The 24604-nt window shown below is 57.7% G+C and carries 19 protein-coding genes; 11 read left to right on the forward strand and 8 right to left on the reverse strand.

Going from position 1 to position 24604, the window contains the following annotated elements; all coding sequences use genetic code 11:
* Positions 1-155: 155 nt before the first annotated feature.
* Positions 156-1250 carry a PAC2 family protein gene (locus HMPREF3148_RS07815; protein WP_070508977.1) on the forward strand — a complete coding sequence of 365 codons (1095 nt, stop codon included), beginning with the start codon at positions 156-158 and terminating at the stop codon, positions 1248-1250.
* 63 nt (positions 1251-1313) lie between these two features.
* The gene (locus HMPREF3148_RS07820) at positions 1314-3857 is read left to right on the forward strand and encodes a DEAD/DEAH box helicase (protein WP_070508979.1); all 2544 of its coding nucleotides are present in this window, start codon (positions 1314-1316) and stop codon (positions 3855-3857) included.
* Between the two features lie 162 nt (positions 3858-4019).
* Here HMPREF3148_RS07820 and HMPREF3148_RS07825 read toward each other — a convergent pair whose 3' ends face one another.
* Positions 4020-4544: an alkylhydroperoxidase, AhpD family gene (locus tag HMPREF3148_RS07825; protein WP_005529058.1), complete on the reverse strand. Its 525-nt coding sequence runs from the start codon at positions 4542-4544 to the stop codon at positions 4020-4022.
* 135 nt (positions 4545-4679) lie between these two features.
* The gene (locus HMPREF3148_RS07830; RefSeq protein WP_005529057.1) at positions 4680-5273 is read right to left on the reverse strand and encodes a peroxiredoxin; all 594 of its coding nucleotides are present in this window, start codon (positions 5271-5273) and stop codon (positions 4680-4682) included.
* 158 nt (positions 5274-5431) lie between these two features.
* Here HMPREF3148_RS07830 and HMPREF3148_RS07835 point away from each other — a divergent pair, with 158 nt between their 5' ends.
* The gene (locus HMPREF3148_RS07835; protein WP_049063414.1) at positions 5432-6394 is read left to right on the forward strand and encodes a hydrogen peroxide-inducible genes activator; all 963 of its coding nucleotides are present in this window, start codon (positions 5432-5434) and stop codon (positions 6392-6394) included.
* A gap of 99 nt (positions 6395-6493) precedes the next feature.
* On the opposite strand, the gene HMPREF3148_RS07840 is transcribed toward HMPREF3148_RS07835, so the two are convergent.
* A complete protein-coding gene (locus tag HMPREF3148_RS07840; RefSeq protein ID WP_070508980.1) occupies positions 6494-7549 on the reverse strand; it encodes a hypothetical protein in 1056 nt (351 codons plus the stop codon).
* 120 nt (positions 7550-7669) lie between these two features.
* Here HMPREF3148_RS07840 and hrpA point away from each other — a divergent pair, with 120 nt between their 5' ends.
* Complete coding sequence (gene hrpA, locus HMPREF3148_RS07845) at positions 7670-11575, forward strand: ATP-dependent RNA helicase HrpA (RefSeq protein WP_070508981.1); 3906 nt, start codon at positions 7670-7672, stop codon at positions 11573-11575.
* A 17-nt stretch (positions 11576-11592) separates the two neighbouring features.
* Here hrpA and nrdR read toward each other — a convergent pair whose 3' ends face one another.
* Together nrdR and HMPREF3148_RS07855 are read right to left on the reverse strand one after the other, a co-directional pair.
* Positions 11593-12051: a transcriptional regulator NrdR gene (gene nrdR, locus HMPREF3148_RS07850; RefSeq protein WP_034656841.1), complete on the reverse strand. Its 459-nt coding sequence runs from the start codon at positions 12049-12051 to the stop codon at positions 11593-11595.
* A gap of 156 nt (positions 12052-12207) precedes the next feature.
* The gene (locus tag HMPREF3148_RS07855) at positions 12208-12603 is read right to left on the reverse strand and encodes a hypothetical protein (protein WP_046645330.1); all 396 of its coding nucleotides are present in this window, start codon (positions 12601-12603) and stop codon (positions 12208-12210) included.
* Between the two features lie 286 nt (positions 12604-12889).
* Here HMPREF3148_RS07855 and lexA point away from each other — a divergent pair, with 286 nt between their 5' ends.
* Positions 12890-13615, forward strand: a complete 726-nt coding sequence (gene lexA / locus HMPREF3148_RS07860; protein ID WP_049145084.1) for a transcriptional repressor LexA — start codon at positions 12890-12892, stop codon at positions 13613-13615.
* A gap of 308 nt (positions 13616-13923) precedes the next feature.
* On the forward strand, positions 13924-14709 hold the full coding sequence (locus HMPREF3148_RS07865) for a DeoR/GlpR family DNA-binding transcription regulator (RefSeq protein ID WP_034656840.1): 786 nt from the start codon (positions 13924-13926) through the stop codon (positions 14707-14709).
* Positions 14710-14840: 131 nt separating this feature from the next.
* Here the strand turns inward: HMPREF3148_RS07865 and ptsP are convergent, their stop codons facing one another.
* Positions 14841-16532: a phosphoenolpyruvate--protein phosphotransferase gene (ptsP, locus tag HMPREF3148_RS07870; RefSeq protein ID WP_049063420.1), complete on the reverse strand. Its 1692-nt coding sequence runs from the start codon at positions 16530-16532 to the stop codon at positions 14841-14843.
* Positions 16533-16735: 203 nt separating this feature from the next.
* Here ptsP and HMPREF3148_RS07875 point away from each other — a divergent pair, with 203 nt between their 5' ends.
* The 3 genes from HMPREF3148_RS07875 to HMPREF3148_RS07885 are packed head-to-tail and all read left to right on the forward strand — an operon-like array spanning position 16736 to position 20154.
* On the forward strand, positions 16736-17698 hold the full coding sequence (locus HMPREF3148_RS07875) for a 1-phosphofructokinase family hexose kinase (RefSeq protein ID WP_005529040.1): 963 nt from the start codon (positions 16736-16738) through the stop codon (positions 17696-17698).
* Between the two features lie 35 nt (positions 17699-17733).
* Positions 17734-19833 (forward strand): PTS fructose transporter subunit IIABC, encoded by a 2100-nt coding sequence (locus tag HMPREF3148_RS07880; protein WP_070508982.1) that lies wholly within the window; start codon positions 17734-17736, stop codon positions 19831-19833.
* 51 nt (positions 19834-19884) lie between these two features.
* Positions 19885-20154, forward strand: coding sequence for an HPr family phosphocarrier protein (locus HMPREF3148_RS07885; RefSeq protein ID WP_005529038.1), 270 nt, complete (start codon positions 19885-19887; stop codon positions 20152-20154).
* 102 nt (positions 20155-20256) lie between these two features.
* Here HMPREF3148_RS07885 and HMPREF3148_RS07890 read toward each other — a convergent pair whose 3' ends face one another.
* Together HMPREF3148_RS07890 and hflX are read right to left on the reverse strand one after the other, a co-directional pair.
* On the reverse strand, positions 20257-21537 hold the full coding sequence (locus HMPREF3148_RS07890) for a uracil-xanthine permease family protein (RefSeq protein WP_034656838.1): 1281 nt from the start codon (positions 21535-21537) through the stop codon (positions 20257-20259).
* Between the two features lie 30 nt (positions 21538-21567).
* Complete coding sequence (gene hflX / locus HMPREF3148_RS07895; RefSeq protein WP_049063425.1) at positions 21568-23028, reverse strand: GTPase HflX; 1461 nt, start codon at positions 23026-23028, stop codon at positions 21568-21570.
* Between the two features lie 136 nt (positions 23029-23164).
* Between hflX and HMPREF3148_RS07900 the strand changes: the two genes are divergently transcribed.
* Together HMPREF3148_RS07900 and HMPREF3148_RS07905 are read left to right on the forward strand one after the other, a co-directional pair.
* Positions 23165-23956: a hypothetical protein gene (locus tag HMPREF3148_RS07900; RefSeq protein WP_070508983.1), complete on the forward strand. Its 792-nt coding sequence runs from the start codon at positions 23165-23167 to the stop codon at positions 23954-23956.
* A gap of 23 nt (positions 23957-23979) precedes the next feature.
* Positions 23980-24576: a hypothetical protein gene (locus HMPREF3148_RS07905; RefSeq protein ID WP_070508984.1), complete on the forward strand. Its 597-nt coding sequence runs from the start codon at positions 23980-23982 to the stop codon at positions 24574-24576.
* The last annotated feature ends 28 nt before the right edge of the window (positions 24577-24604 follow it).

The following is a 24604-nucleotide window of genomic DNA, read 5'->3' on the forward strand; positions in this document are numbered from 1 at the left end:
AATCCTTAAGGCTCATCCTTAGGCTTAGGTCTCCGGCTTCACCATATCTACTGGTGAAAATCCAGTGGGAATACTTGCCTGCAGGGTGGTGTTGAAAGCGATAAGTGCACGCCAAGTCTGTATTGTCGGGCACAGGTTTAGGAGGTATCGCAAGCATGCATGAAGAACAAATGCGCATCTACGAATTGGAATATCCGGCCCCAGTGGTCAAGGATTCTTCCAACGCAGACAAGGGTCCGACCATGATCGTTGCAATGCACGGCTATGCAGATGCCGGTCAGGCTGTAGAGGCTTCTGCGGACCACCTGAAGGCCGCACTCGAAAGCCGCCAGTTGGCGTCCTTTAATGGCGATGAGCTCATCGATTACCGTTCTCGTCGCCCAATGGTCACCATCGACACAAATCGCACGGTAGAAATTGAGCCGACCGACTTAGGGATCAAGGTCCTGCGGGACAATTCCGGCAAGTCTTTTCTGCTGCTGTCTGGCCCTGAGCCGGACCTGCGCTGGGAAGCTTTCACCGACGCCGTTGTGAACATCGCTGAGAAGTTTGATGTGCACAACACCATCGTCCTTTACGCCGCTCCGATGCCTGTGCCGCACACTCGCCCCACGGTCATTACTGCTCACGGCAACTCCCAAGAGCTAACTGGGCGCATGATGAAGATGGAACAGACCATGATGGTCCCAGGCTCCGCTGCCCTTTTCTTGGAAAAGGCGCTGGATAAGAAGGGCCGCAACGTGGCTGGTTACACCGTCTCGGTTCCCCATTACCTGGCTTCTTCGCCGTACCCCCAAGGCACGTTCTCGCTGCTCAACTCGGTATCAAACACCGCTGGCCTGAACCTGCCGCTTGGCAGCCTCGAAGCTGACATCGCTCGCGTCAACCAGCAGCTGGAGGAGCAGGTGATGGACTCCGATGAGATCACGGGCGTCGTCCAGCAGCTCGAGCAGCAGTATGACTACTATCACGAGCGCTACCGCGAGAAGCACCCGAACGCCCTCTTGCCGGGCGAAGAAGGCGTGCCTTCCGGCGACGAGATTGGCGCCGAGTTCCAGGCCTTCCTCGCAGGCTTAGACGAGGATTCTTCGCAGCTCCACGATATTCTCGACAGTGAGATTGATGACCGCGAGGACGCCGCTGAGCGAGCAGCTGAAGAAACATCCGGAGAAGCTGAGCGCCACGAGGACAAGGGCTCCAGTGAACAGAGCCCCAATGACCGCAGGAACAACTTGGGCGACGATATCTAGCGCCATCCCAGCAGTGCGACGGGCTTGTCGCCACCCACACCCTCATCACCTAAGGTGGTGAGGGTGAACCTTTCTCAGATGCTGCCCGATCTTGCCGAAGTCCCAGAATCCCTCGTCGATGAGGCCATCTGGGATACCTTCCTCACGTGGACCAATCAGCGTGGAATCTCGCTTTATCCCGCACAGGAGGAGGCCTCGCTCGGCATTCTCGCGGGCGACAATGCCATCCTTGCCACGCCAACGGGCTCAGGTAAGTCGATGGTGGCCAACGCTGCGCACTTCATTGCGCTCGCGCGTGGGCAGCGCAGCTTTTATACTGCTCCCATCAAGGCGCTGGTCTCCGAAAAGTTCTTCGCTTTGTGCGAGATCTTTGGCGCGGAGAACGTGGGCATGATGACTGGTGACGCCACCGTCAACGGCAATGCTCCCATCATTGCGGCAACAGCTGAGATTGTGGCGAACATTGCGCTTCGCGACGGCGCCGAAGCCAACATTGATCAAGTGGTCATGGACGAGTTCCATTACTACTCCGAGCCAGACCGCGGTTGGGCCTGGCAGGTCCCGTTGCTCGAGCTGCCCAAGGCGCAGTTCCTGCTGATGTCCGCCACGTTGGGAGATACCAGCTGGCTCGAAAAAGACCTCACCGAGCGCACTGGGCGCGAAACCACCCTCGTGGCCGGCAGCACCCGCCCTGTACCCCTAGATTTTTCCTACGTATTCACTGCCGTTCACGAGACGATTGAAGAGATTCTAAAGTCTGGGAAAGCTCCGGTGTACGTAGTGCACTTTTCCCAACGCGAGGCGTCGGAGCGCGCCCAGGCGCTGACCTCCCTTTCTGGAATCATCACACCTGAGGAAAAGGAGGCGATTGCCGCGGAGCTTTCGAGCTTCCGCTTTACGACGACCTTCGGCCGCGACCTCTCCAAGCTCCTGCGCCGTGGCATTGGTGTTCACCACGCAGGCATGCTTCCCAAGTACCGCCGTTTGGTCGAGCGTTTAGCGCAGAAGGGCTTGCTGAAGATTATCTGCGGTACTGATACTTTGGGCGTGGGCATCAACGTCCCTATTCGCACCGTGCTCATGACCGGCTTGGCCAAGTATGACGGTCAGCGCCAGCGCATCCTTAAATCCCGCGAGTTCCACCAGATCGCGGGCCGCGCGGGGCGTGCGGGTTACGACACCGAAGGCACGGTCATCGTCGAGGCCCCCGAGCACGAGATCGAGAATGCCAAGGCCCGCCGCCGGCTCAGCAATGACCCAGCGCGCCTAAAGAAGCTGAAGAAAAAGTCGGCGCGTGAGGGTGACGTGACGTGGTCGGAAAAGACCTTTGCGCGTCTTACAGAGGCTGAACCCGAACAACTCACCTCGCAGTTCCGCGTATCCAACTCGATGTTGCTGAATGTCCTGGCCCGTCACGGCAATGGCTACGAGCACATGAAGCACCTTCTGCGCACCAACCACGACACCCGCACGAAGCAGAACCAGGATATTTTGACGGCTCTGGATCTCTTCCGCGGGCTGTTGAACTCAGGTGTGGTGCAAAAGTCCACGAAGGGGCTCGACATCTACGGGCGTCCCTATCACTTGGTCCGCGAGCTACCGCGAGACTTCGCGCTAAACCAGCCTTTGGGGCCATTTGCGCTGGCCGCGCTGAGTCTGCTTGATCCGGAATCGGACACGTATACCCTTGACGTGATTTCGGTGTACGAGGCGATTCTGGATGATCCGCGCCAGGTCCTCATCGCGCAACAGAAGCAGCGCCGCGGCGAGGAGATTGCGGCGCTCAAGGCAGATGGCGTGGATTACACCGAGCGCATGGCAATCGTTGAGGAGATCACGTGGCCCAAGCCGCTTGAGGAGCTGTTAGAACAGGCCTATGACACCTTCGCGGAGACGAACGCCTGGGTCAAGGAATTCGAGTTGCGTCCGAAGTCTGTAGTTCGTGACATGCTCGAAAACGCCATGACCTTCTCTGACTTGGTGGCGACCTACGGTTTGGCGCGCTCGGAGGGAGTGATTCTGCGCTATCTGACCGATGCGTGGCGCACCTTGAAGCAGTCCGTTCCGGATGATTACTTCACTGAGGAGCTTTCCGACGTCGTGGTCTGGCTCGGGGAGCTCATCCGGCAGGTGGATTCCTCCCTCGTGGACGAGTGGGCTGAGATGGCCGGCGAGGATTCCCCTATCTCGCAGGAAGATCTGGAGCGCGAGCTTGCCTTTGGTGTGGAGGACCCAACCGCGCTGACCTCCAACCGGCGTGCGTTTAGCATTATGGTGCGCAACTACATGTTCCGTTTGGTACAGCTATTTGCGTTAGAGAAAGAAGAACGCCTTGCAGAGCTATTGGATTACCTTGAGGAAATCCCCGATTTCGGTGCGGCGCTCGATGACTACTTCGACGAATACGACGACATCGATTCTGGCCCCGCTGCACGTGGCCCTGAGTTCTTCCGTCTTTCGGGCCAGGACACCCGCTTGTGGCAGGTCCGGCAGATCATCAAAGATCCGGAAGGCGACCATGGTTACCAGTTCGTCGCCGTGGTTGACCTCGATGCTTCTGATGAGGCCGGCGAAGTGCGACTGTCTAGCTTAATTATCGAACGATAACGACATTCCACCCCACCCCTGCTATTTATTCTGACGACCAGTCCGCCGAAGTATCAGGCACCCCAGGCAAAGCTAGAAACAGCACTTGTGCCCAGACGGAAAATGACCCGCACGATTGTGCGGGTCATAAATCTCTTAGCGAGGCTTTAAACCAGTCCTAGACTAGCGAGCAGCCTCGACCTGAACGGTCTGAGCAACTGCCTGGATAACACCAGCAATCTTGATGCCCTCCCAGACCTGCTCCTTGGTCAGGCCCTCTTCAGCCAGGGTCTTGGAGTGTGCAACGAGGCAGTGCTCGCAGCCGTTGATTGCGGAGACAACGGTGTTCCACAGCTCGAAGTTGGCCTTCTCTACGCCTGGCTTGGAGATGATGTTCATACGCAGACCGAACTTAACCTGAGCGAAGTCATCGCCGAGCCAGCCCTTAGCGCGGTATGCAACGTTGTTCATAGCCATGACGGTTGCGGCACCGAGAGCAGCCTCAACAGCAGCCTCAGACAGGTGCTCCTTTGCTTCCTCGATGATCTCGGAAAGAACGGTGTCGTTGCGGGTTGCGGCAGCAGCAGCCAACATGGAGCCCCACAGCTGCTCCTCGTTCAGCTCGGTGGAACGAGCCAGGGTGCCCAGGTTCAGCTTCTGGTCCTTTGCGTACTCCGGAAGGGAAGACTTCAGGTTATCGATAGACATATCTTGTGCTCCTTAGCGTTTTTAATAAGTGATTTTCAGAAGAAGTTCAAAGGAAAGCCCCTTCGGTTGCCCGAGGGGGCTTTATCATCCCGCGTGATTACCACGCGTGGCCTAGCACGCGCGGTTTAGTCACCCTTAGAGAGCAGACTGAACGACGTCGAGCTTGTTGATGTTCTTGGTCGGATCGTTTGCCTCCCAGTTGCAGGCGCAAACTTCTTCGGACTGCAGTGCGTCGAGGACGCGGAGAACCTCGTCAACGTTACGGCCAACAGCGTCCGGAGTAACGGAAACGAACTGGATGATGCCGTCCGGGTCGATGATGAAGGTTGCACGGTCTGCAACGCCAGCAGCATTCTCAACGCCGAGGGCGCGGATCAGGTCGTGGCGAATGTCAGAGAACATCGGGAAAGGAATTTCCTTCAGCTCTGGGTGAGTTGCACGCCAGTTGAAGTGAGCGAACTCGTTGTCGGTGGAGCCACCGAGAATCTGAGTGTCGCGATCCTGGAACTCTTCATCCAGCTTGCCGAAGGCTGCGATCTCGGTTGGGCAAACGAAGGTGAAGTCCTTCGGGTAGAAGAACACGACCTTCCACTTGCCCTGGTACTTATCGAGGGAAACCTGCTCGAAGTAATCCTCCGGCTGGTTTGCGTTGACGTCGTGGAGGTCACCGCCCTTAAGTGCAGTGAGGTCGAACTCTGGGAACTTCTCGCCAACAGTCAAGATAGGCATGGAAACTGACATCTCCTTATAGGTGAAGTGCTAATACGTCAATAAAAGTAGTGGATTTTATCCCACTGCCAGGGCTTTTGCCCAACACCGTCAAGTATGCCAATTAATTCTTCCGGTGTCAATAGGAAATCCTATTTATAAATGTTAGAGTTATAGGCATGCACAATAAAGAGTATCGCCCTACACTCGCCCAGCTGCGTACCTTCGTCACCATTGCGGAAAACAAGCACTTTGGCACCGCCGCAACCAAGCTTGAAATCTCTCAGCCTTCCCTTTCCCAAGCATTAGTCGCACTCGAACAAGGCCTTGGAGTGCAGCTCATCGAGCGCTCCACGCGCAAAGTCATCGTCACTGCCACGGGAGAAAAGCTTCTCCCCTACGCCAAGGCAACCTTGGAAGCCGCTGACGCTTTTCTCGCCCATGCACGGGGCGCACACGGTACGTTAACCGGCCCCCTCACCATTGGCGTTATCCCCACGATTGCGCCATATATTCTCCCCGCGCTTTTGGGCGAGCTTTTGGAAATATATCCGGACTTGGAGCCCCGATTCGTGGAGGAACAGACGGAACACCTTCTCGAAAAACTACGCGATGGACAGCTTGATCTAGCCATCATTGCGCTGCCTTCCGAAGCTGCCGGCATGGTTGATGTTTCCTTGTATTCCGAGAACTTCGTTGTCGTTACCGATCCCGAGCACCCACTGGCTGGCCGTGATGATCTCAAGCTGAGCAATCTTGACCATCTCAACCTGCTCCTCCTCGATGACGGCCACTGTCTGCGTAACCAAGTCCTCGACCTGTGCCGGAAAGCTCGCGTCAACCCGTCAGAAGCTACCAATTCGGTCACTCGAGCTTCTTCATTGACCACGATCCTACAACTGGTCATGGGTGGCCTAGGCGCCACACTCGTCCCAGAGTCTGCTATTGCCACAGAGTGCATCAACCCTCGCCTCAAGGTCGCACACTTCGATTCTTCGGTCACTGCAGAACGCAACGTTGGTCTCGTATTCCGCAACTCTGCCGCACGCGCTGACGAGTTTCGCGAGTTCGGAAACCTAGTCACCAAAGCTTTCGAAGATGCTCTGAAACGCTCCCGGTCCGTCGAAACCCCAGCTAAGTAGAGGCCAGGCGATCGCAAATCCCCGGCTGCACGGTTCATCAAAGAACGTGCAACCGGGGAGTTTGTTCTGACTTCTGGGAGAAGCGATTAGCGAATATGCTTAGACGCTTTCGGGCGCATAACGGTTCGCGCACTGGCGCATGATGTGCGCTTGGGCCAGCATGCTTACCGGCATAATGACCAGCATGCCCAATCCCAGCGTCAAGATAGTGGCGAGAGCCAAAAGGAGCATCAAGAAGCTGAACAGAAGCAGCTGACCGTAGTTCGCCTTGCCAGCCGCAAAGCCCTTCTTGAAAGCATCACCAATAGACTCACCGTCGGCGGCAAACCACTGCATAAGAACGTACAGCGGCTGAATCAACCAGCTAATCAACATGCCTACAGCCACGAATCCCAGGAACGTAGACACAGCCTTCATGATGCCAGCATCTGATTCAATATCGCCGTTGAACAGTGCAGCTTCGATATCGCCGTTGAACAGTGCAACGAAGGTTGCACCGCCAAAGATAAGCAAACCAATGAGCATCAGGCCGCCAATAACAATGTTGACCACCAAGCCAACCACAAACGGCTGCACCCAGCGCACGTTTTTACCCACGTATCCCCACGACGTAGCGGGATCGTCAATCTGGTAGAACGCCAATCGCATCACTACCAGGCTAACGATGAGGCTGAACAGAGTTGACAAAATGTTCACGGCCATACTGGACAGGCCCGCAGCTACAGTTGCTTCCTCAGAACCGCCAGACAATCCACCGGTGATTACTCCACCGATTAAGGACAGCACCAGGGTGACAGCAATTACCGCAAAGGCACCAAGAATCCATAGTTGCCAATTGGCAAAGGTTGCACGGAATCCCCAGCCGATGGCTTTTGTTGCGGAGACGGGGCCGGTGTAGGCAGGTGCGGCATGGTTGCGTCCCGAAAGATTTCCTGCCCCATAGGGGCCATACGAGCCATAAGTATTGCCGTTTGCTGTGCCTGCATAACCAGGCTCGGAAGATTGCGCGCCGTAGCTACCGTAGGAAGGCAGCCCATAATCGGGGCGGTCTTCTGGGTGATTAGTGGGTTCGTAGCGAGGCAAGTCGTTATTCCCGGTGGGGTTGTTGAACTTATCGTCACCGCTCGAACCATCTGCACCGAATGGGTTGGACACTGTGGCTTCCTCCTTGATTCCGGTTAATCAAAATCACTCGACTAAACTTTCGTAACAATCAGCATTAGCTTATCAACGTTTTCATGCCTCACGCTGGACGGGTAGAATTTCCCACCAGCTATGACTAATCTTTCACAATCCTCATCCCCGACCCGCGATGAGCTTTTTGCAGCTCTCGATGAGGTTACTTTAAAGGACGCACGCGCTTTCCGACGCCGCCTGCGCAAGGCACGCTCCCCCCAAGCACTCACCGCAATCGGGGACGATATCCAACAAGCCCGCGAACGCGTCGCGCTAATCGACGCCGCCGTCCCCGCCATTTCCTACCCCGAGGCACTGCCGGTTTCGGCACGCAAAGACGATATTGCCGACGCAATCCGCGATAACCAAGTGGTCATCATCGCGGGTGAGACTGGTTCTGGCAAGACAACACAGATTCCAAAGATCTGTCTTGACCTAGGCCGGGGGCGTCGCGGGCTCATTGGGCATACCCAGCCCCGCCGTCTTGCGGCCCGTACCGTGGCAGAGCGCATCGCAGATGAGCTGGACCAGACGATCGGCGAATCCGTAGGCTATGCCATCCGCTTCGACGACCGGGTTTCAAATACGACCGCGATCAAGCTGATGACGGACGGTATCTTGCTGGCAGAGATGCAACGTGACCGCTTCCTCAATGCCTACGACACCATCATCATCGACGAGGCCCACGAGCGTTCCCTCAACATCGACTTCCTTCTGGGCTATCTCAAACGCCTATTGCCGAAGCGCCCCGATCTCAAGGTCATCATCACCTCTGCAACCATCGACCCAGAGCGCTTCGCCACCCACTTCGCAGATGCCGAAGGCAACCCAGCGCCGATTATTGAAGTATCCGGTCGCACCTATCCGGTAGAAATTCGCTACCGGCCGCTCGAGTTCGAGGCCGGGGGCAAAGTCGTCGATCAAGACCCTATCGACGGACTCTGCGAGGCAATCGAAGAGCTCATGGCCGAAGGAGAGGGAGATATTCTCTGCTTCTTCCCCGGCGAGCGTGACATTCGCGACGCCATGGAGGCAATCGAGGCCCGCAAGTGGAGCGGCGTTGAGGTCACTCCCCTGTTTGGACGCCTTTCCAACGAAGAGCAGCACCGCGTGTTCTCTGGGCACCGTGGCCGCCGCATCGTCCTGTCCACCAACATTGCCGAGACCTCTCTGACCGTTCCCGGAATTCGCTATGTCGTTGACACAGGTACGGCACGCATTTCTCGCTACTCCACCCGCACCAAAGTCCAGCGTCTGCCCATCGAACCGATTTCACAGGCAAGCGCCAACCAGCGCTCAGGACGCTGTGGCCGTGTTGCGGACGGCATCGCGATTCGCTTGTACTCCGAGCAGGACTTCCTCTCCCGCCCTGAGTTCACCGATCCAGAAATCCTGCGCACCAACCTCGCCAGCGTCATCTTGCAGATGATCTCCTTGCGCTTGGGAGACATCTCGGAGTTTCCATTCGTCCAGTCGCCAGAGCAAAAGGCCGTGCGCGATGGCCTCTTGCTCCTCCACGAGCTTGGCGCTCTGAGCCCGCAAGAAGAAAAGGACGGGCTTCCGGTACTGACTGACGTCGGCCGTGTCCTCTCGCGAATACCAGTCGACCCGCGCATGGCACGTATGCTCGTCGAGGCACACCGCTCCGGCTGCCTCGAGGACATCATTGTCATCGTTGCCGCCATGACAATTCAAGACGTCCGCGAACGCCCGCTCGAGTTCCAGGCCCAAGCAGATCAAGCGCATGCGCGCTTTAAAGACAAGTCTTCAGACTTCTTGGCCATGCTTAATCTCTGGGACTTCGTGCAGGATGCCCGCAATGAGCTGAGCGGCAATGCCTTCCGCAAGCGCATGAAGAAGGACTTCCTCCACTACATGCGTATCCGCGAGTGGTTTGACTTGGTGCGCCAATTACGCGACGTCGCCAAGCAGCTCGGGTGGAACCATGAGGAGGCCACCGAACGCCGGCCCGATGACATTCATATGTCGCTGCTGTCCGGGCTCTTGTCCAACATTGGTGCCCGCGATGGCAACTCCAAGGAATTCCATGGCGCCCGCAACACCCGCTTCCTTGTGTTTCCAGGTTCTGCACTGGCCAAGAAGCCCCCGGAGTTTCTCATGGCGGCAGAACTCGTGGAGACCTCCCGCCTGTGGGCACGCGACGTCGCCGCGATCGACCCTGCCTGGGTGGAAAAGCTCGGCGCCAACCTGCTCAAGCACAACTATTCGGATCCGACGTGGTCACGCAAGCGCGCGGCCGCTGTAGCAACGCAGCGTTCGACGCTCTATGGCGTGCCCATCGTCACCGACCGCACGGTGCCCTATCATCGCGTCGACCCCGTAGCAGCACACGATATGTTTATCCGCAACGCTCTCATTGAAGGCGAGTGGAACACTCATCACCACTTCTTCCACGACAATGTGAAAAAGCTTGAGGAAGCAGCACAGTATGAGGACAAAGCACGACGTCGCGGACTCGTGGTGGACGAGGATACTCTCTTCGACTTCTATGACCAACGCATTCCAGCAAAGGTTACTACCGGACGTCATTTTGACTCTTGGTGGAAGAAACAGCAGCACCAGACTCCGGATCTGCTGGACTTCGATCCAGACAAGCTCATTGAGGACACCCATGATGTCACCGAGGAGGCATTCCCGGATCGCTGGCTGAAAGGCTCTATAGATTACGACTTGACCTACAAGTTTGAGCCAGGTGACCCACTCGACGGCGTGACGCTGATGGTCCCAGTACCGCTGCTTGCGGGTCTGGATACTGAAGGCTTCGATTGGCTGGTTCCGGGCCTGCGCCTTGAGCTGGTGACGGAACTTATCCGTTCCTTGCCAAAGGCGATTCGCCGCACGGTGGTCCCGGCGCCTGAGTTCGCGGAGCGAGCGCTGCCGCGGCTTATTCCATATGAGGGATCGATTACGCAGCAGCTTGCCGACGTCCTCCGTGAGCTCGGTGGCCAGGGCATCGACTCCACAGATTTCAAGACTTCCGCCCTGCCGGCACACCTGCGGATGAACTACGCTGCCGTGGATAAGCGCGGCAAGATCATTGATTCTGACAGGGACCTAGCCGCATTGGTCCGCCGCCAGGCCGGGCACATCAAGTCCTCGGTCTCCCGCGTGGGACGAAAGTCGGAGTCGAAGGCAGTGAAGGAATGGACCACGGATACGTTGGGCACCATTGATGAGGAAGTAACGACCGTGGTTGATGGCCACGAAGTCACCGCATATCCGGCACTCGTGACTTCTGCTGAGGGTGTCTCTTTGAAGGTTCACCCGACTAAGGCTGCGGCAGATGCGGCGATGATAACTACGACGTTGACGTTGCTAATGCGGGAGATTTCGGTCAACCACCAGCAGATGGTTAAGGGGCTGCCCTTGCAGCAGCGCGTAGCGGTGGACGCCTATCCACACGGTAGCGCTGAAGGATTGGTCAACGATGCTCGAGTGGCGGCGATCCGCGATCTCATGCTTGAGGAAGGCGGCCCGCAGCGTTCCCCGGAGGGATTCCGCACGCTTCTCGACGCCATCAAGCCGCAGGTTGCCGGCCGGGTTCGGCAGTCGGTGGTGGCAATTGCACCGGGACTTGCGGAGTACTCAAACCTGCGCGCTGAACTCGCGCACTGGGATGGCCCTGCCATTGACGACATGAAGGCACAGATGGAGTTCTTGCTGCCGAAGAACGCCATCACCATCCATGGCATGACGCACCTGCGCCATCTTCCCCGCTACATGCAGGCGATCCGAATCCGTTTGGAGGAGATGTCCCTCGACCCGGACAAGGACGCTGACCGTCAAGCAGAGGTCGAGGAGGCCAAGGCCTATCTGGCCAACCGCTTGCGGACTCTCCCAGCCGGGCGCGCAAAGACGCGGGAGGTCAAGGACATCTATTGGATGATGGAAGAGCTGCGGGTTTCGCTCTTCGCGCAACGCCTCGGCACGGCGCACCCAGTGTCGCTGCGCCGTATCCAAAAGGCAGTAGACAAGCTGCGCTAAGTCACATAGCCAATGGCTTAAAAGCTATCGCGGTCGCGGCGACGCATGAGTCGGATCTCTGATTCAAAGTCGTCCGCGCTCTCGAAGGATTTGTAGACCGATGCGAAACGCAGGTACGCAACCTCATCCAAGTCACGTAGTGGCTCGAGAATCGCAAGACCGATGTCATTGGCATTGACCTGGGAGGAACCGTGGCTACGCACGGTCTCCTCTACTTCTTGGGCAAGCTTCTTCAGCGCGTCATCCGTTACGTCACGGCCTTGGCATGCGCGACGCACACCGCGAATCAGCTTGTCCCTGCTGAAAGGCTCAGCCAAGCCATTTCGCTTGACGACTAACAAGACAGCTTTCTCGACTGTGGTAAAGCGGCCTTTGCATGAGGCACATTCACGGCGGCGCCGGATTGCTGTTCCTGCATCAACCACACGGGAGTCAATGACTCGTGACTGTTCATTATGGCAAAACGGGCAATACACCGTGCAGTTCCTTCCTCTTCCACGTCATCCGCCACTCACATGTGAGAGGCGGGCGTTGAGACCGCATTTAGTGTACTGCCCGATTCCCGCACGATGCCATTTATGCTCATCTGCTGGGCCCGACACCTAGGCCCAGCAAAGGCTTTACACGGATGACTAGTTGTTCACGCTGGCTTGCACAACCTGCTGAGTTCCCTGTGGCGCAGCGCCCCCATCAGCCGTGAGACCACCAAACACAGTTCCGATGAACACTGCCACGCCGAACACCGCACCAAGAAGATAGTTTCCGCGATTCGAGTTTTCACGCGAATTTTCCACCTCGCGCTGACCAGCATGATCGGTGCGTGGACGACGCTGAGGAACACCGCTGTATGTTCGATTATCCACACTGAGTGTTCGAACATCACGCACATGTGGACTCCGTGTAGCACCGTAGCGTGCAGATGCATCAGCATCCCAAACAGACGCCGCTGGCACAACGCTGGCGCGGTACGCACGGGATGAGTTGAAGTAGTTAACCTGCTTGTTGTTGGAGTTGAGCACGATTGCCATAATGTTTCCTTAAGCGTTTTAATTTGCCGATTAGTTTGCGGCTACAGCCTATTCAAACGCTACGACACGTTCGAAAATTCCCATCGCCAATTCGTTCGAATTAGTTGCTATGTTCGATTTATAACAGATTTTCGAAAGTTTGTCCATATCGAAGCGAAAATTCTCGAACATTTGCCCGCAACGTGATAGAAATGAAGAGAAGCTTTTCGAAAATTCGAACAGATAGTAGCTAACCAACCCACCCAAGCAGATTCGACGCCATATCTATCCCACCCAAGGAGACCCGATGCCACGCAAACCCGCCAAGAATTCTGGGAAGCCGGACATCAATTCACTCTCTGCGCGCCAGCGCCGCATCCTGGACGTCATCCACGACGCTGTGATGCTGCGCGGCTACCCGCCTAGCATCCGTGAAATCGGCGACGCCGCCGGACTGCAATCCACCTCCTCCGTGGCCTACCAGCTCAAGCAACTCGAGGAGAAGGGCTTTCTGCGTCGCGACCCTAACAAGCCACGAGCCGTAGACGTCCGGCACCTCAATAATGAGGAAGACACCAAGAAGCCGGGCCGCAAGACAGGAGCCAAGGCAGATAAACCAGAACCTGGTTCATCTTTGACGCCTGAAGAGGCTTCTGAGGTTGCTTACATTCCAGTTGTTGGCCGTATCGCTGCGGGCTCCCCCATCACGGCTGAAGAAAATATTGACACTTATTTCCCGATGCCAAACGACGTAGTGGGAACCGGTGAGCTATATATGCTGCAGGTTGTCGGGGACTCCATGCGTGATGCCGGTATCCTCAATGGAGACTGGGTCATTATCCGCTCCCAGAATGTCGCTGAAGAGGGCGAATTCGTAGCAGCGCTGCTGGACGGCGACGAGGCAACTGTCAAGGAATTCCACCGCGATTCCTCGGGCATCTGGCTCCTGCCACACAATGACGCCTACTCCCCAATCAAGGGTGACGATGCGGAGATCATGGGCAAGGTTGTTTCCGTCTTCCGCAAGCTTTAGCAGGCGATGTAACATCTTTTCTAGCGGGCATTACCCTCTAATTCCACCCCCTTAAGGGACAGAATTCCACTTCTCGGGTTTTAGCGCCCAAAATCACACATTCCAAAAGTGCAGGCAGTGACTTTAAATTTCACTGCCTGCACATTTTCTTATATGTGTACACCTTTGGTTTATTCCGATTCGTAGGGTTTTCTGGAAAACTAGGGTTAAGTCAGTTCTATTACTGCGAAAGTACCGCCCCCAACCCCGAGGGCGGAACGGAATACCCAATGCCCCACCCCGTTACGGGCATATTGTTGGAGGACTCTATGTACGCAGAGGAGCGTCGCCGCCAGATCGCATCCCTCACTGCTGTTGAGGGACGCGTTAATGTAACTGAGCTTTCCGAGCGGTTCGATGTCACCGCCGAAACCATCAGACGAGATCTCGCCGTCTTGGATAGAGAGGGCGTGGTTCATCGTGTGCATGGCGGCGCAGTGGCGTCCCAGTCTTTCCAAACCGCTGAGTTCACCTTGGACACGCGCCAGCGTTCAGCCACGGGCGCAAAAATCGCCATTGCGCGCGCCGCGATGCAATTCTTGCCTGAAGCCGGTGGCAGCATCTTCCTTGACGCGGGTACGACCACCAATGCTCTTGCCGATCTGATCGGGCAACAGAATGCGGCGGGTCAGTTCTCTATTGTGTCCAATAGCTTGCCCATCGCTTTGTCTTTGGCTAGCAACGGCGTCCCCGATGTGCAGCTTCTTGGCGGTACCGTGCGCGCTATCACCCAGGCAGTAGTGGGTGATACCGCACTGCGAACCATGGCGCTCATGCGCGCGGACGTTGCCTTCATCGGCACCAACGCCCTTACATTAGATCATGGACTGTCCACAGCCGATTCCCAAGAGGCCGCCATCAAGACCGCCTTCGTGACCAACGCCCACAAGGTTGTAGTTCTCTGCGACTCTTCCAAGCTCGGGAATGATTACCTAGTTAGCTTCGCATCCATCGCCGACATTGATGTTGTGGTCACCGACGCCGCTGCCCCTGAAAGCTTCGTCGAAGCACTGCGTGAACAAGAGATCGAAGTCGTCGTCGCAGCCGAGAAGTAGCTTCCTGCTTAATTACTCCATTCTCAGCTGAGTTTGATCCTCAGCTGAGTTTGTCAGCAGGAGGACAGGGCAGAATCTAAAACGAATCGAAGCCCCCAAAACCGTTGGGGGCTTCCTCGTATCTCAGACTCTTAAGCCTTGAACTCTTCCAACAGATCCAGGGCTGCGGTGCGAGCCTCAGACGGACCTTCAGCGTTAATTGCAGCTTCAGCCAGCTTCTGGCACTGCTCGAGGGTCAGCTCGGAAATCTGAGCGCCAACGCCTGCAACAGCAGTCGATGCAGCGGAAAGCGAGTTGACGCCCAAGCCGGTGAGTACGCAAGCAAGCAGCGGATCAGCTGCAGCCTCGCCACAGACGCCGACCGGCACGTTGTTGTCGCTGCCAACCACGCAGGTGTGCTGGATGAGTCGCAGAACAGCCGGCTGCCACGGATCTGTCAGGTAGGCCAACTGTGGGGAGAGACGGTCCGCCGCCATCGTGTACTGGGTGAGGTCATTTGTACCGATGGAGACGAAGTCGAGGTGCGGCATGATGGTGTCAGCCATAAGCGCAGCTGCAGGGACCTCAATCATGGCGCCAGCAGTCAGGCCGCGTTCGCGGCACAGACCCGCAAACCACTTTGCCTCAACTGCGGTTGCCACCATTGGAGCCATGACCCACGTTGGGACATCGTCGCCACGGTCAGCTGCAGCCTGTGCGATTGCATCCAGCTGGCGAGTCAGCAAAGACTCATTGTCTCGCGCAATACGCAGGCCGCGAACACCCAGTGCTGGGTTTTCTTCCGAAGACAAAGTTGCGTAGGAAATTGGCTTATCGGAACCAGCGTCGAGGGTGCGAACAACGACCTTCGACTCGGGAAAAGCGTTGAAGACCTTGGCATAGATACGTGCCTGCTCGTCCACGGTTGGCTCTTCACTAGCTGAAAGGAAGGACAGCTCTGTGCGGTAGAGGCCAATACCTTCTGCCTGAGAATCGGACGCAATACGAGCTGCGTTGCCGTCAGCAACGTTAGCCAGCAGCTGCACACGGTGACCATCCTTGGTCTGGGCCGGGCCACGCCACTGAGCAACGCGAGCAGCCTTTTCGCGGTACTCCTCCACAGCCTTCAGGGATTCTGCACGGTTAGCGCCAAGGCTGACGGTGCCGACGGACCCATCAACAAAGAGCAGGGTGCCGGACTCGATGTTGCGCAGATCCGCGCCCACCGCCACGATGCAAGGAATGTCCAGCTGACGAGCGATGATCGCGGTGTGGCTAGTTGGGCCACCGAGCTCAGTAACGAGAGCCTTGATGTGTGCAGTATCGAGCGTTGCGGTGTCTGCCGGCGCCAAATCATCGGCCAACAGGACTGCTTCGCCGCTGACCATCGGCAGACCAGGCTCCTGCTCGCCACGCAGCTGTGCGATAACGCGATCGCGGACGTCCTTCAAGTCAGTGGTGCGCTCAGCCATCACGCCACCGGCGGCTTCAAACAGGGTGACAAACTTTTCGGTCGCACTGGCAGTTGCATACTCTGCTGGACGGCCACTGCGGATGCTCTTACGTACTGCCTTGTGCCAGCCACGGTCCTTAACCATGCCTGCAGTAGCTCCCAGCACTTCAGCGGCCTGCCCCTCAGCCCCTGCTGCACGCTGCTCCAGACGACTTGCAACTACGTCGACAGCTTCGAGGAAGCGGTCGTACTCTCCGTCGCGCTTCTCCTCATCGATAAGCTCACCAGCAGTGGGCAGTTCTGGGCGCGGGCGAACCCACACAGCCTCGGCGTATGCGACACCAGCGACAACGCCGGTGCCCTTGATGGTTGATTGAGATACGTTTTCCATCACACATTTCCTTCAGAAGGGGATTTTGCTCTCATCCTAGATCATCACAGACCGGACAAAAAAGCAACGAATACCACAGTGATTTGATTGACTTTCGGACACATTCGGACAACAATCAAAAGTGAACAGAAAACTATGCTTGGCCATCGTCCGGCGCGTTTTCTCCCAATATACGCAAACTGCGAAAGGGACGAGTTTCCACAATGATTCTCACACTGACCCCCAACCCCAGTATTGACGCCACGCTTGCCCTTAACGAGACCATCAATCCTGGTGCAGTCCACCGCGCTTCCCAGGTTTCCCAGGTCGCAGGCGGCAAAGGCGTCAATGTCACCCACGCCGTCCATTTGGCCGGAGTAAAAAGCGTCGCCCTTCTGCCCGCGCACAAAGGCGATCACTTCCTCAACCTGATGGAAGAAGCACACATTCCATTCGACGCCGTCGCAATGCCTGGCACCGTCCGGATCAATACGACGGTCACCGAACCAAACGGTCGCACCACCAAGATCAATGGCCCGGGACCAGTCCTCAACGAATCCGTGCAGTCAGCAATAACCTCTTCTCTCGGCGCGCTCGCAATCGGCGCCGATTGGGTAGTACTTGCTGGCTCCTTACCTAAGGGTGTTCCTACTGAGTGGTACGCCATGCTTGTCGACGCAATCCGTGCCGCAGCGCCCCAGGCCAAGGTTGCGGTGGATACCTCCGATGCCCCGATGGTCGCACTCAGCGAGCGTCTTGAGACCTCTGCGCCGAACCTCATCAAGCCCAATGGCTTGGAACTTGGTCAGCTCACAGGAACCGACGGCGAAGCATTGGAAGCGGCAGCGGAAAAGGGCGACTTCAGCGGAGTCGTGGAAGCTGCTCAAGTCGTTGTAAAGCGCGGCATTGGCGAGGTGCTCGTAACGCTCGGCGGCGCAGGCGCCGTGCTCGTCACTGCTGATGGTGCATGGGCTGCGACTCCCCCACCAACCAAAGTTATGTCTACGGTGGGCGCTGGAGACTCCTCCCTGGCTGGCTACATTCTGGCTCGCCGTGCAGGCAAAGACTTCGCAGAATCACTGCGGCAATCGGTGGCTTATGGCTCCGCAGCGGCAGCGCTTCCTGGCACCCAGATCCCGACCCCCGAACAAATCAATATCGACCAAACAATCGTCTCTTCCTTGTAAAGACTGAATTTTCTCATTAATCGAAGGAGTGTCTCATGGCATCCGATCTCATCGCGACTGACCTAGTCGCGTTGGACGCCGATTTCGGCGATAGCATCGAATCAGTCATCACTAATCTGGCCACTTTGGTCCATGGCACCGGTCGCGCTTCCTCTATCGAGGGCTTGGCGCAACCAGCCATCGACCGCGAAGCCAAGGCTGGCACCGGCGTTCCCGGCGGCGTTGCCATTCCGCACTGCCGCTCTGAGGTCGTCACCGAACCAACCCTGGCTTTCGCTCGCCTGAGCCGTGGCGTGGATTTCTCCGGCCCAGACGGTGACGCACAGCTCGTCTTCCTCATCGCCGCACCAGCTGGTGGTGGCAAGGCTCACCTGAAGATTTTGTCCAAGCTAGCTCGAGCTTTGGTCAAGAAAGACTTCTTGGAAGCCCTCCGCTCGGCTCAGAGCAAAGAGGAAATCGTCAAGCTGGTTCTCGACGTAGTCAACGCCGAGAAGCCAAAGAAGCCTGCTGCTGAGGCAGGTGCCGCCGCTGGCGCAGCAGGTGCTTCGGTGGCTTCGGCCGAGCCAGCTACGGCAAAGGCCGGAGCCACCAACATCGTGGCGATTACCGCGTGCCCTACCGGCATTGCGCACACCTACATGGCTGCCGACGCACTGACGCAGACGGCCGCGGAGCGCGACGACGTCAACCTCACGGTGGAAACCCAGGGCTCGTCCAACAACACCTCTGTTTCCCAGTCCGTCATCGATGCGGCTGATGCCGTCATCTTCGCCACCGACGTGGGAGTTCGTGACCGCGAGCGGTTCGCGGGTAAGCCGGTCATCGAGTCCGGTGTTAAGCGCGCTATTAACGAGCCAGGCGTCATGCTCGACGAAGCAGTTGCCGCTGCCAAGAACCCGAACGCTCGTCGTGTTGCTGGCGAGGCGGGCGCGGCGTCGTCAAGCGCTGCTGAAGAAGGCGACTCCCTGGGCTGGGGCAAGCGCATCCAGCAGGCCATCATGACCGGTGTTTCCTACATGGTGCCTTTCGTTGCTGCCGGTGGTTTGCTCCTCGCTTTGGGCTTCCTCTTCGGCGGCTACGACATGGCTAACGGCTGGCAGGCCATCTCTACGAACTACTCGCTGACGAACCTGCCGGGTCACGAGGTTGAGGTCGACGGCACGATGATGACCTTCGACCGCTCCGGATTCCTCCTCTACTTCGGCGCCGTACTTTTCGCTATTGGTCAAGCCGCGATGGGATTCATCGTCGCTGCACTGTCTGGCTACATTGCCTTCGCGTTCGCTGGCCGTCCTGGCATCGCACCGGGCTTTGCTGGTGGCGCCATCGCAGTCACCCTGGGTGCTGGCTTCATCGGTGGTCTGGTTACCGGCCTCATCGCGGGGCTCGTGGCCATGTGGATTGGCAACTGGAAGGTTCCACGCTGGATCGGCTCCCTCATGCCGGTTGTCATCATCCCGCTGCTGACCTCGCTCATCACCGGCCTGCTCATGTACCTGCTGCTCGGCGCTCCGCTGGCTGCACTTATGGAAGGCCTGCAGAACTGGCTGTCCTCCATGTCCGGCTCCTCTGCAGTGCTGCTGGGTATCATCCTCGGCCTGATGATGTGCTTCGACTTGGGTGGCCCAGTCAACAAGGCTGCATACTTGTTCGCTACTGCGGGTCTTTCCACTGGTGACCAGGCTTCCATGGAAATCATGGCTGCGGTTATGGCTTCCGGTATGGTTCCGCCAATCGCGCTGTCCATCGCCACCTTCGTTCGTAAGAACCTGTTCACCCCTGCTGAGCAGGAGAACGGTAAGTCTGCATGGCTGCTGGGGCTGTCCTTCGTTTCCGAAGGCGCTATCCCGTTCGCTGCTGCTGACCCGCTGCGCGTCATCCCTGCGATGATGCTGGGTGGCGCAACCACCGGTGCTCTCTCGATGGCGATGAACGTTGGCTCCCGCGCTCCGCACGGCGGCATCTTCGTCTTCTTCGCAATCGACCCGGCCTGGGCTTACTTCCTCGCAATCGCTATTGGCGTGGTCGTCTCCGCGGCCGCCGTCATTGCGCTGAAGCAGTTCTGGCCAAACAAGACGGTCGAAGAGGCTGCCGCCAAGGCGGAAGCTGCCAAGACTGCACAGGCCGCTGCATAACGCGTACACTTGTAATCACGAAAACACTTACAGTCGAAAGGACTTATCATCATGGCATCTAAGACCGTCAAGGTTGGATCTTCCGTTGGCCTGCACGCTCGTCCGGCTTCCATCATCGCGGACGCTGCTGAAGCTTACGACGAGGACATCTTCCTGACCCTCGTGGGCAGCGATGACGATGAAGAAACCGACGCCGCTTCCTCCCTGATGATCATGGCTCTGGGCGCAGAGCAAGGTGACGAGGTTACCGTTACCTCCGAGAACGCCGAGGCAGTCGAGAAGATTGCCGGCCTCATCGAGCAGGATCTGGACGCTTCCTAAGGCTCCAGAGTCTCCCGACTTAAAGACTTAACTCCCGGGCTCTTTTAGAAGAGCTCGGGAGTTATTTTTATGTTTAATTCTTATGCGCCGAGGCAGCTGTACTTAGTACTTCGCTCCCTTGCCCTCACCGAAGGTTTCATAGAGCCACTTGGCGGCTGGGTAGACCACGATGACGCCGATGGAGCCCCAAGCGATGCCCTCGAGGGAGATGGAGCCGATGTTAAGTGTCAGATTGCCGATGCCGGCGATAAGGGCCACAGCAGCGCAGGTGAGGTTAACCGGATTGTTGAAGTTAACCTTGTTGTCCATCCAGATGCGCACGCCCAGCATGCCGATGAGGCCGTATAGAACCAGAGTGGCACCGCCCAGCACGCCTGTAGGGATGGTGAAGATCAATGCGCCAAACTTCGGTATGAAGGCCAAACAGATAGCGAAGCTTGCCGCGACCCAATAGGCTGCCGTGGAGTAAACACGAGTAGCGGCCATGACGCCGATGTTCTCAGCGTAAGTCGTGGTACCAGAACCACCGAAGCCGCCGGCGATGGCGGTGCCCAAGCCGTCGGCGATGAGGGCGTCACCAGCAAGGTCATCGAGGTCTCGTTTGGTCATCTCAGACACGGCCTTTACGTGGCCGATGTTTTCCGCAATGAGGACCACCAAGACTGGCAGCGCCACGGCAATCGCAGAGAACTTGAATTCAGGGGTGTGGAACTGCGGAAGACCAATCCATGCCGCCTGGCGAATGGTCTCGGCTGTTCCTTCAGCAAGGTTGCCAGTCACCGCCGCGAAGACCCAGCCAATCACAACGCCGATAAGGATGCCCAAGCGCGCGACCATGCCGCGACCGCCCACGGTCGCAACGATGATCGCCACGAGAGTCACCACGGCCACCAGCGGCTGCGTCTGGAAGTTGCTCGTGGCAGCAGGCGCCAGGTTAAGGCCGATGAGCGCAACAATTGCGCCAGTCACCGCCGGAGGCATCACAGCATCAAGCACGCGGCGTCCCGCAGCCTTCACTACAAAACCGATGAGCACCAGCACCAGACCGGTCACCAGAATGGAACCTGCCTGCGCACCAATGCCGTACTGCTGCGAGGCAGACAGCGGCGCGATGAACGCAAAGGAGGAGCCCAGGTACGAAGGAAGGCGGTTGCGGGTGATCAGCAAGAAGAGAATCGTGCTGATTCCGGAGAACAGCAGCGTGGTGTTGACCGGGAAGCCGGTCAGTGTCGGCACCAGCAGAGTCGCGCCAAACATGGCGACCACGTGCTGCATACCGATACTGATGGTGCGGCCCCAGCTCAGTCGTTCTTCGGGCGCGACAACCGCGCCGGGTTCAATATTTTTACCATCGCCGTGCAGGCGCCAACCAAAAGTACTCACGAGCTTTCATTATTACCCACAAGCACGATTTTAGGAAACTTCCTCCACCACGAACTCCGAAAGCTCACGTGCGATGGACGCAGGAAGGCGGACGTCGACAAGCGTGCCCTCGTTGGTGTACTCCTCGTCGCGCACCGTGCCCTCGGCATGCACGCGAGATACGACGTCGCCGCGGGTAAACGGAACCAGTAGGCGGACGTGGCTGTCGCGAGAGTTAAGGAAGAGCTCAATGCGCGAGGTCAGTTCGTCAATGCCCTCGCCGGTGTGCGCAGAAACATACACCACGTTTTCGTGGTCGAGGACGTGGCGAATCTCTGCCAACACCAGCGGGTCCGCCTGGTCAATCTTGTTGATAACAATGATTTCCGGCGGTGCCTGCTCCCCTGTCTCCTTAACAATGTCGTAGATGACCTTGTTTACGGCCTCAATCTGCTTAATGGGGAAAGGATCGGATCCATCCACCACGTGCAGCATGATGTCCGCCGCCAAGACTTCCTCGAGCGTGGACTTGAAGGCCTCAACCAGCTGCGTGGGCAGGTGGCGCACGAAACCGACGGTATCGGTGAACACCACCTGGCGGCCGTCTGCAAGCTCAGCGCGGCGCGTGGTGGGGTCCAGGGTTGCGAACAACGCGTCTTCCACCAGCACGCCCGCTCCAGTCATCGCATTAATCAGCGAGGACTTGCCCGCGTTGGTGTAACCCGCGATGGCAATCTGTGGAATCGTTGAAGACTGACGCTTGGAGCGCTTGACCTCACGCGCTGTCTTCATACCGCGCAATTCCTTGCGCAGGCGAGCCATTTCGGTGCGGATGCGGCGGCGGTCCGACTCAATCTTGGTCTCACCAGGGCCGCGCAGGCCGACGCCGCCGTTGGAGCCAGCTCGGCCACCGGCCTGACGGGACAGGTTGCCGCCCCAACCACGCGTGTGGGTGTACAGGTATTCCAGCTGCGCGAGCGAAACCTGGGCTTTGCCCTCTTTGGACTTCGCGTGCTGCGCGAAGATATCGAGAATCAGCATCGTACGGTCAATGACCTTGGTATTGAGCTCGCGCTCCAATGCGGAGAGCTGACCTGGCTGCAACTCACCGTCACAAATGACGGTATCCGCACCCGTTGCCTCAACAATCTCTTTGAGTTCCTGTACCTTGCCGCGGCCAATGTAAGTACCAGGGTCCGGCTTGTCACGTTTTTGGTAGATAGCCTCAACGACCTCGGCGCCCGCGGTCTCAGTCAGCGCCGCGAGCTCAGCCATGGTGGCCTCGACCTCGGCAACCGTACCTTCGGTCCAAACTCCTACGAGAACGACCTGCTCAAGGCGGAGTTTTCGGTACTCAACCTCGTAGCCGTCGGTGGTGTCTTCGGCGCGAATTGTGGTGGAAACGCGGCGGAAAGAATTACGCTCGGCTAGGTCGAGGTCACCCGTTGTAGGGTCTTGCGGCTGATAGTCGCCAAATGCCTGTGCGAGAAGTTCTTCGTGATTTTCGTTCATGTTCCCTCCATTCTTGCACGTCGTTGGCTTAAACCCCCAATTCGCGCTGAGCAAATATAGTTGCCATCTTTTCTCCGGCTTATTCCTTTAATATTCTTCCGCGGCAGCTTTTGGCCAGCACTAACGGCGGGATACAATGGCCACCATGACCGAGAATCCCACCGCCACTAAGGCCAACGCTGAAATGGAGGCCATCGGCCTCAACTTCGAGCGCTGGCAAGATGCCGTCGAGGCAGCCATCTCCACTAATCTGCTCACCGTCACTGGTGAAATCCGCGACGGCCAGCTCATCCAATTCGCAGACCCTTCAGGCGCCCAGATCAACATCTTGGCCGTAGAGCCGTTTGCCACCTACATCGGTTTCGAGTCTGTAACCCAGGCCTTCGCCCACGTATCCATGGTCAACGACGTTCTCGCTTTCTTGGAGATCCTCGATCCGTTCGGCACCGTGCTGGCACAAGCCACCGCCAACCTCGCCCAGGGCCCACTCCTCGTTGACGAGGAAACCCAGCCCTGGCAGCAGATCGGCCTGACTGCTATGGGCCTCAAGGTCCAGCGCTACGCCACTGCGGAAGCCTACGAGGCCGAGTTTGGAGCATACCCGGCCGCCTTCGAGTCCGAGGGGGCGGAAATCGTTTCCTCCGGCTCCGGTGCCGCGGCCCCTACTCCAGGATGCCGTTTCGCAGCTCGCGTTATGGAATCCTCGTGGCGCCACAACCAACTGACCGGTGAAAAGTTCATGCACTTGGTCATGGACGGTGCTTTCCCGTTCGATCTGTGCCTGCCAGCTTCCTTTGGCGAGCTCCCTGCGAAAGATGAAGTATTAGCCGGAACTGCTATGCTGACTGCTTCAATCGAAATGCCGACCGGTGGCTGCGGATCCAGCGGCGGTTGCTCCTGCGGCTCCGGCGGCTGCGGCGGACACTAAGTAGCAAAGCAGAAAGGCCAGGTATGGGTTCAGGCAGTCGTCATGCGCTGGCCATCGCCCTTGCGGTGGTGGCTGCCGTTGCGCTCATCGGGACGCTAAAGCTATCTGGTCTTTTTATTGCCCTTTTGGTTGCGGGCGCCATGTGGTTGCTCGCCTCAAGACGGCCCGATGCTTCCGAGCATTCCGCGCTGCGTACCTCCATCGATCTTTCCGCGGACGATATTCGTGACGTGATCGCTGAATACGACGATTTCTGTAACTCAGAAAGCACCGACTCCATCGCTGATCGCACCATGTACCGTCCAGCGCTGTTGGATCTCGATTGCGTGGATCCCACAATCGAGGCCTTTCACTACGAGCTGGGCGGCGCCAAGCGTTTCCTGCGCCGGCTCGAAACCCGCGTCTACCGCAACGACATCGAGACAGATGAACTCGAATCGCTCCTCAAGGTCACCGATGAGCGCGCCACCGAGCTGCGCGAGACCTGGCTCGCGGCTCGGCGCGCGGCCCATTCGTTGGGCACGAAATATGACCGCCGCCCGCAGGAGAACCGCGAGCTGCGTCGCACTGAGTCCCCTAAGACCCCTGAGGACCCTGAGACTCCTGAGGACAAAGCCTAAAGCTGCGTCAGCCTAAAGCTGTGTCTGC

It is taken from the genome of Corynebacterium sp. HMSC05D08 (assembly GCF_001807215.1).
Classification (GTDB): Bacteria; Actinomycetota; Actinomycetes; order Mycobacteriales; family Mycobacteriaceae; genus Corynebacterium; species Corynebacterium striatum.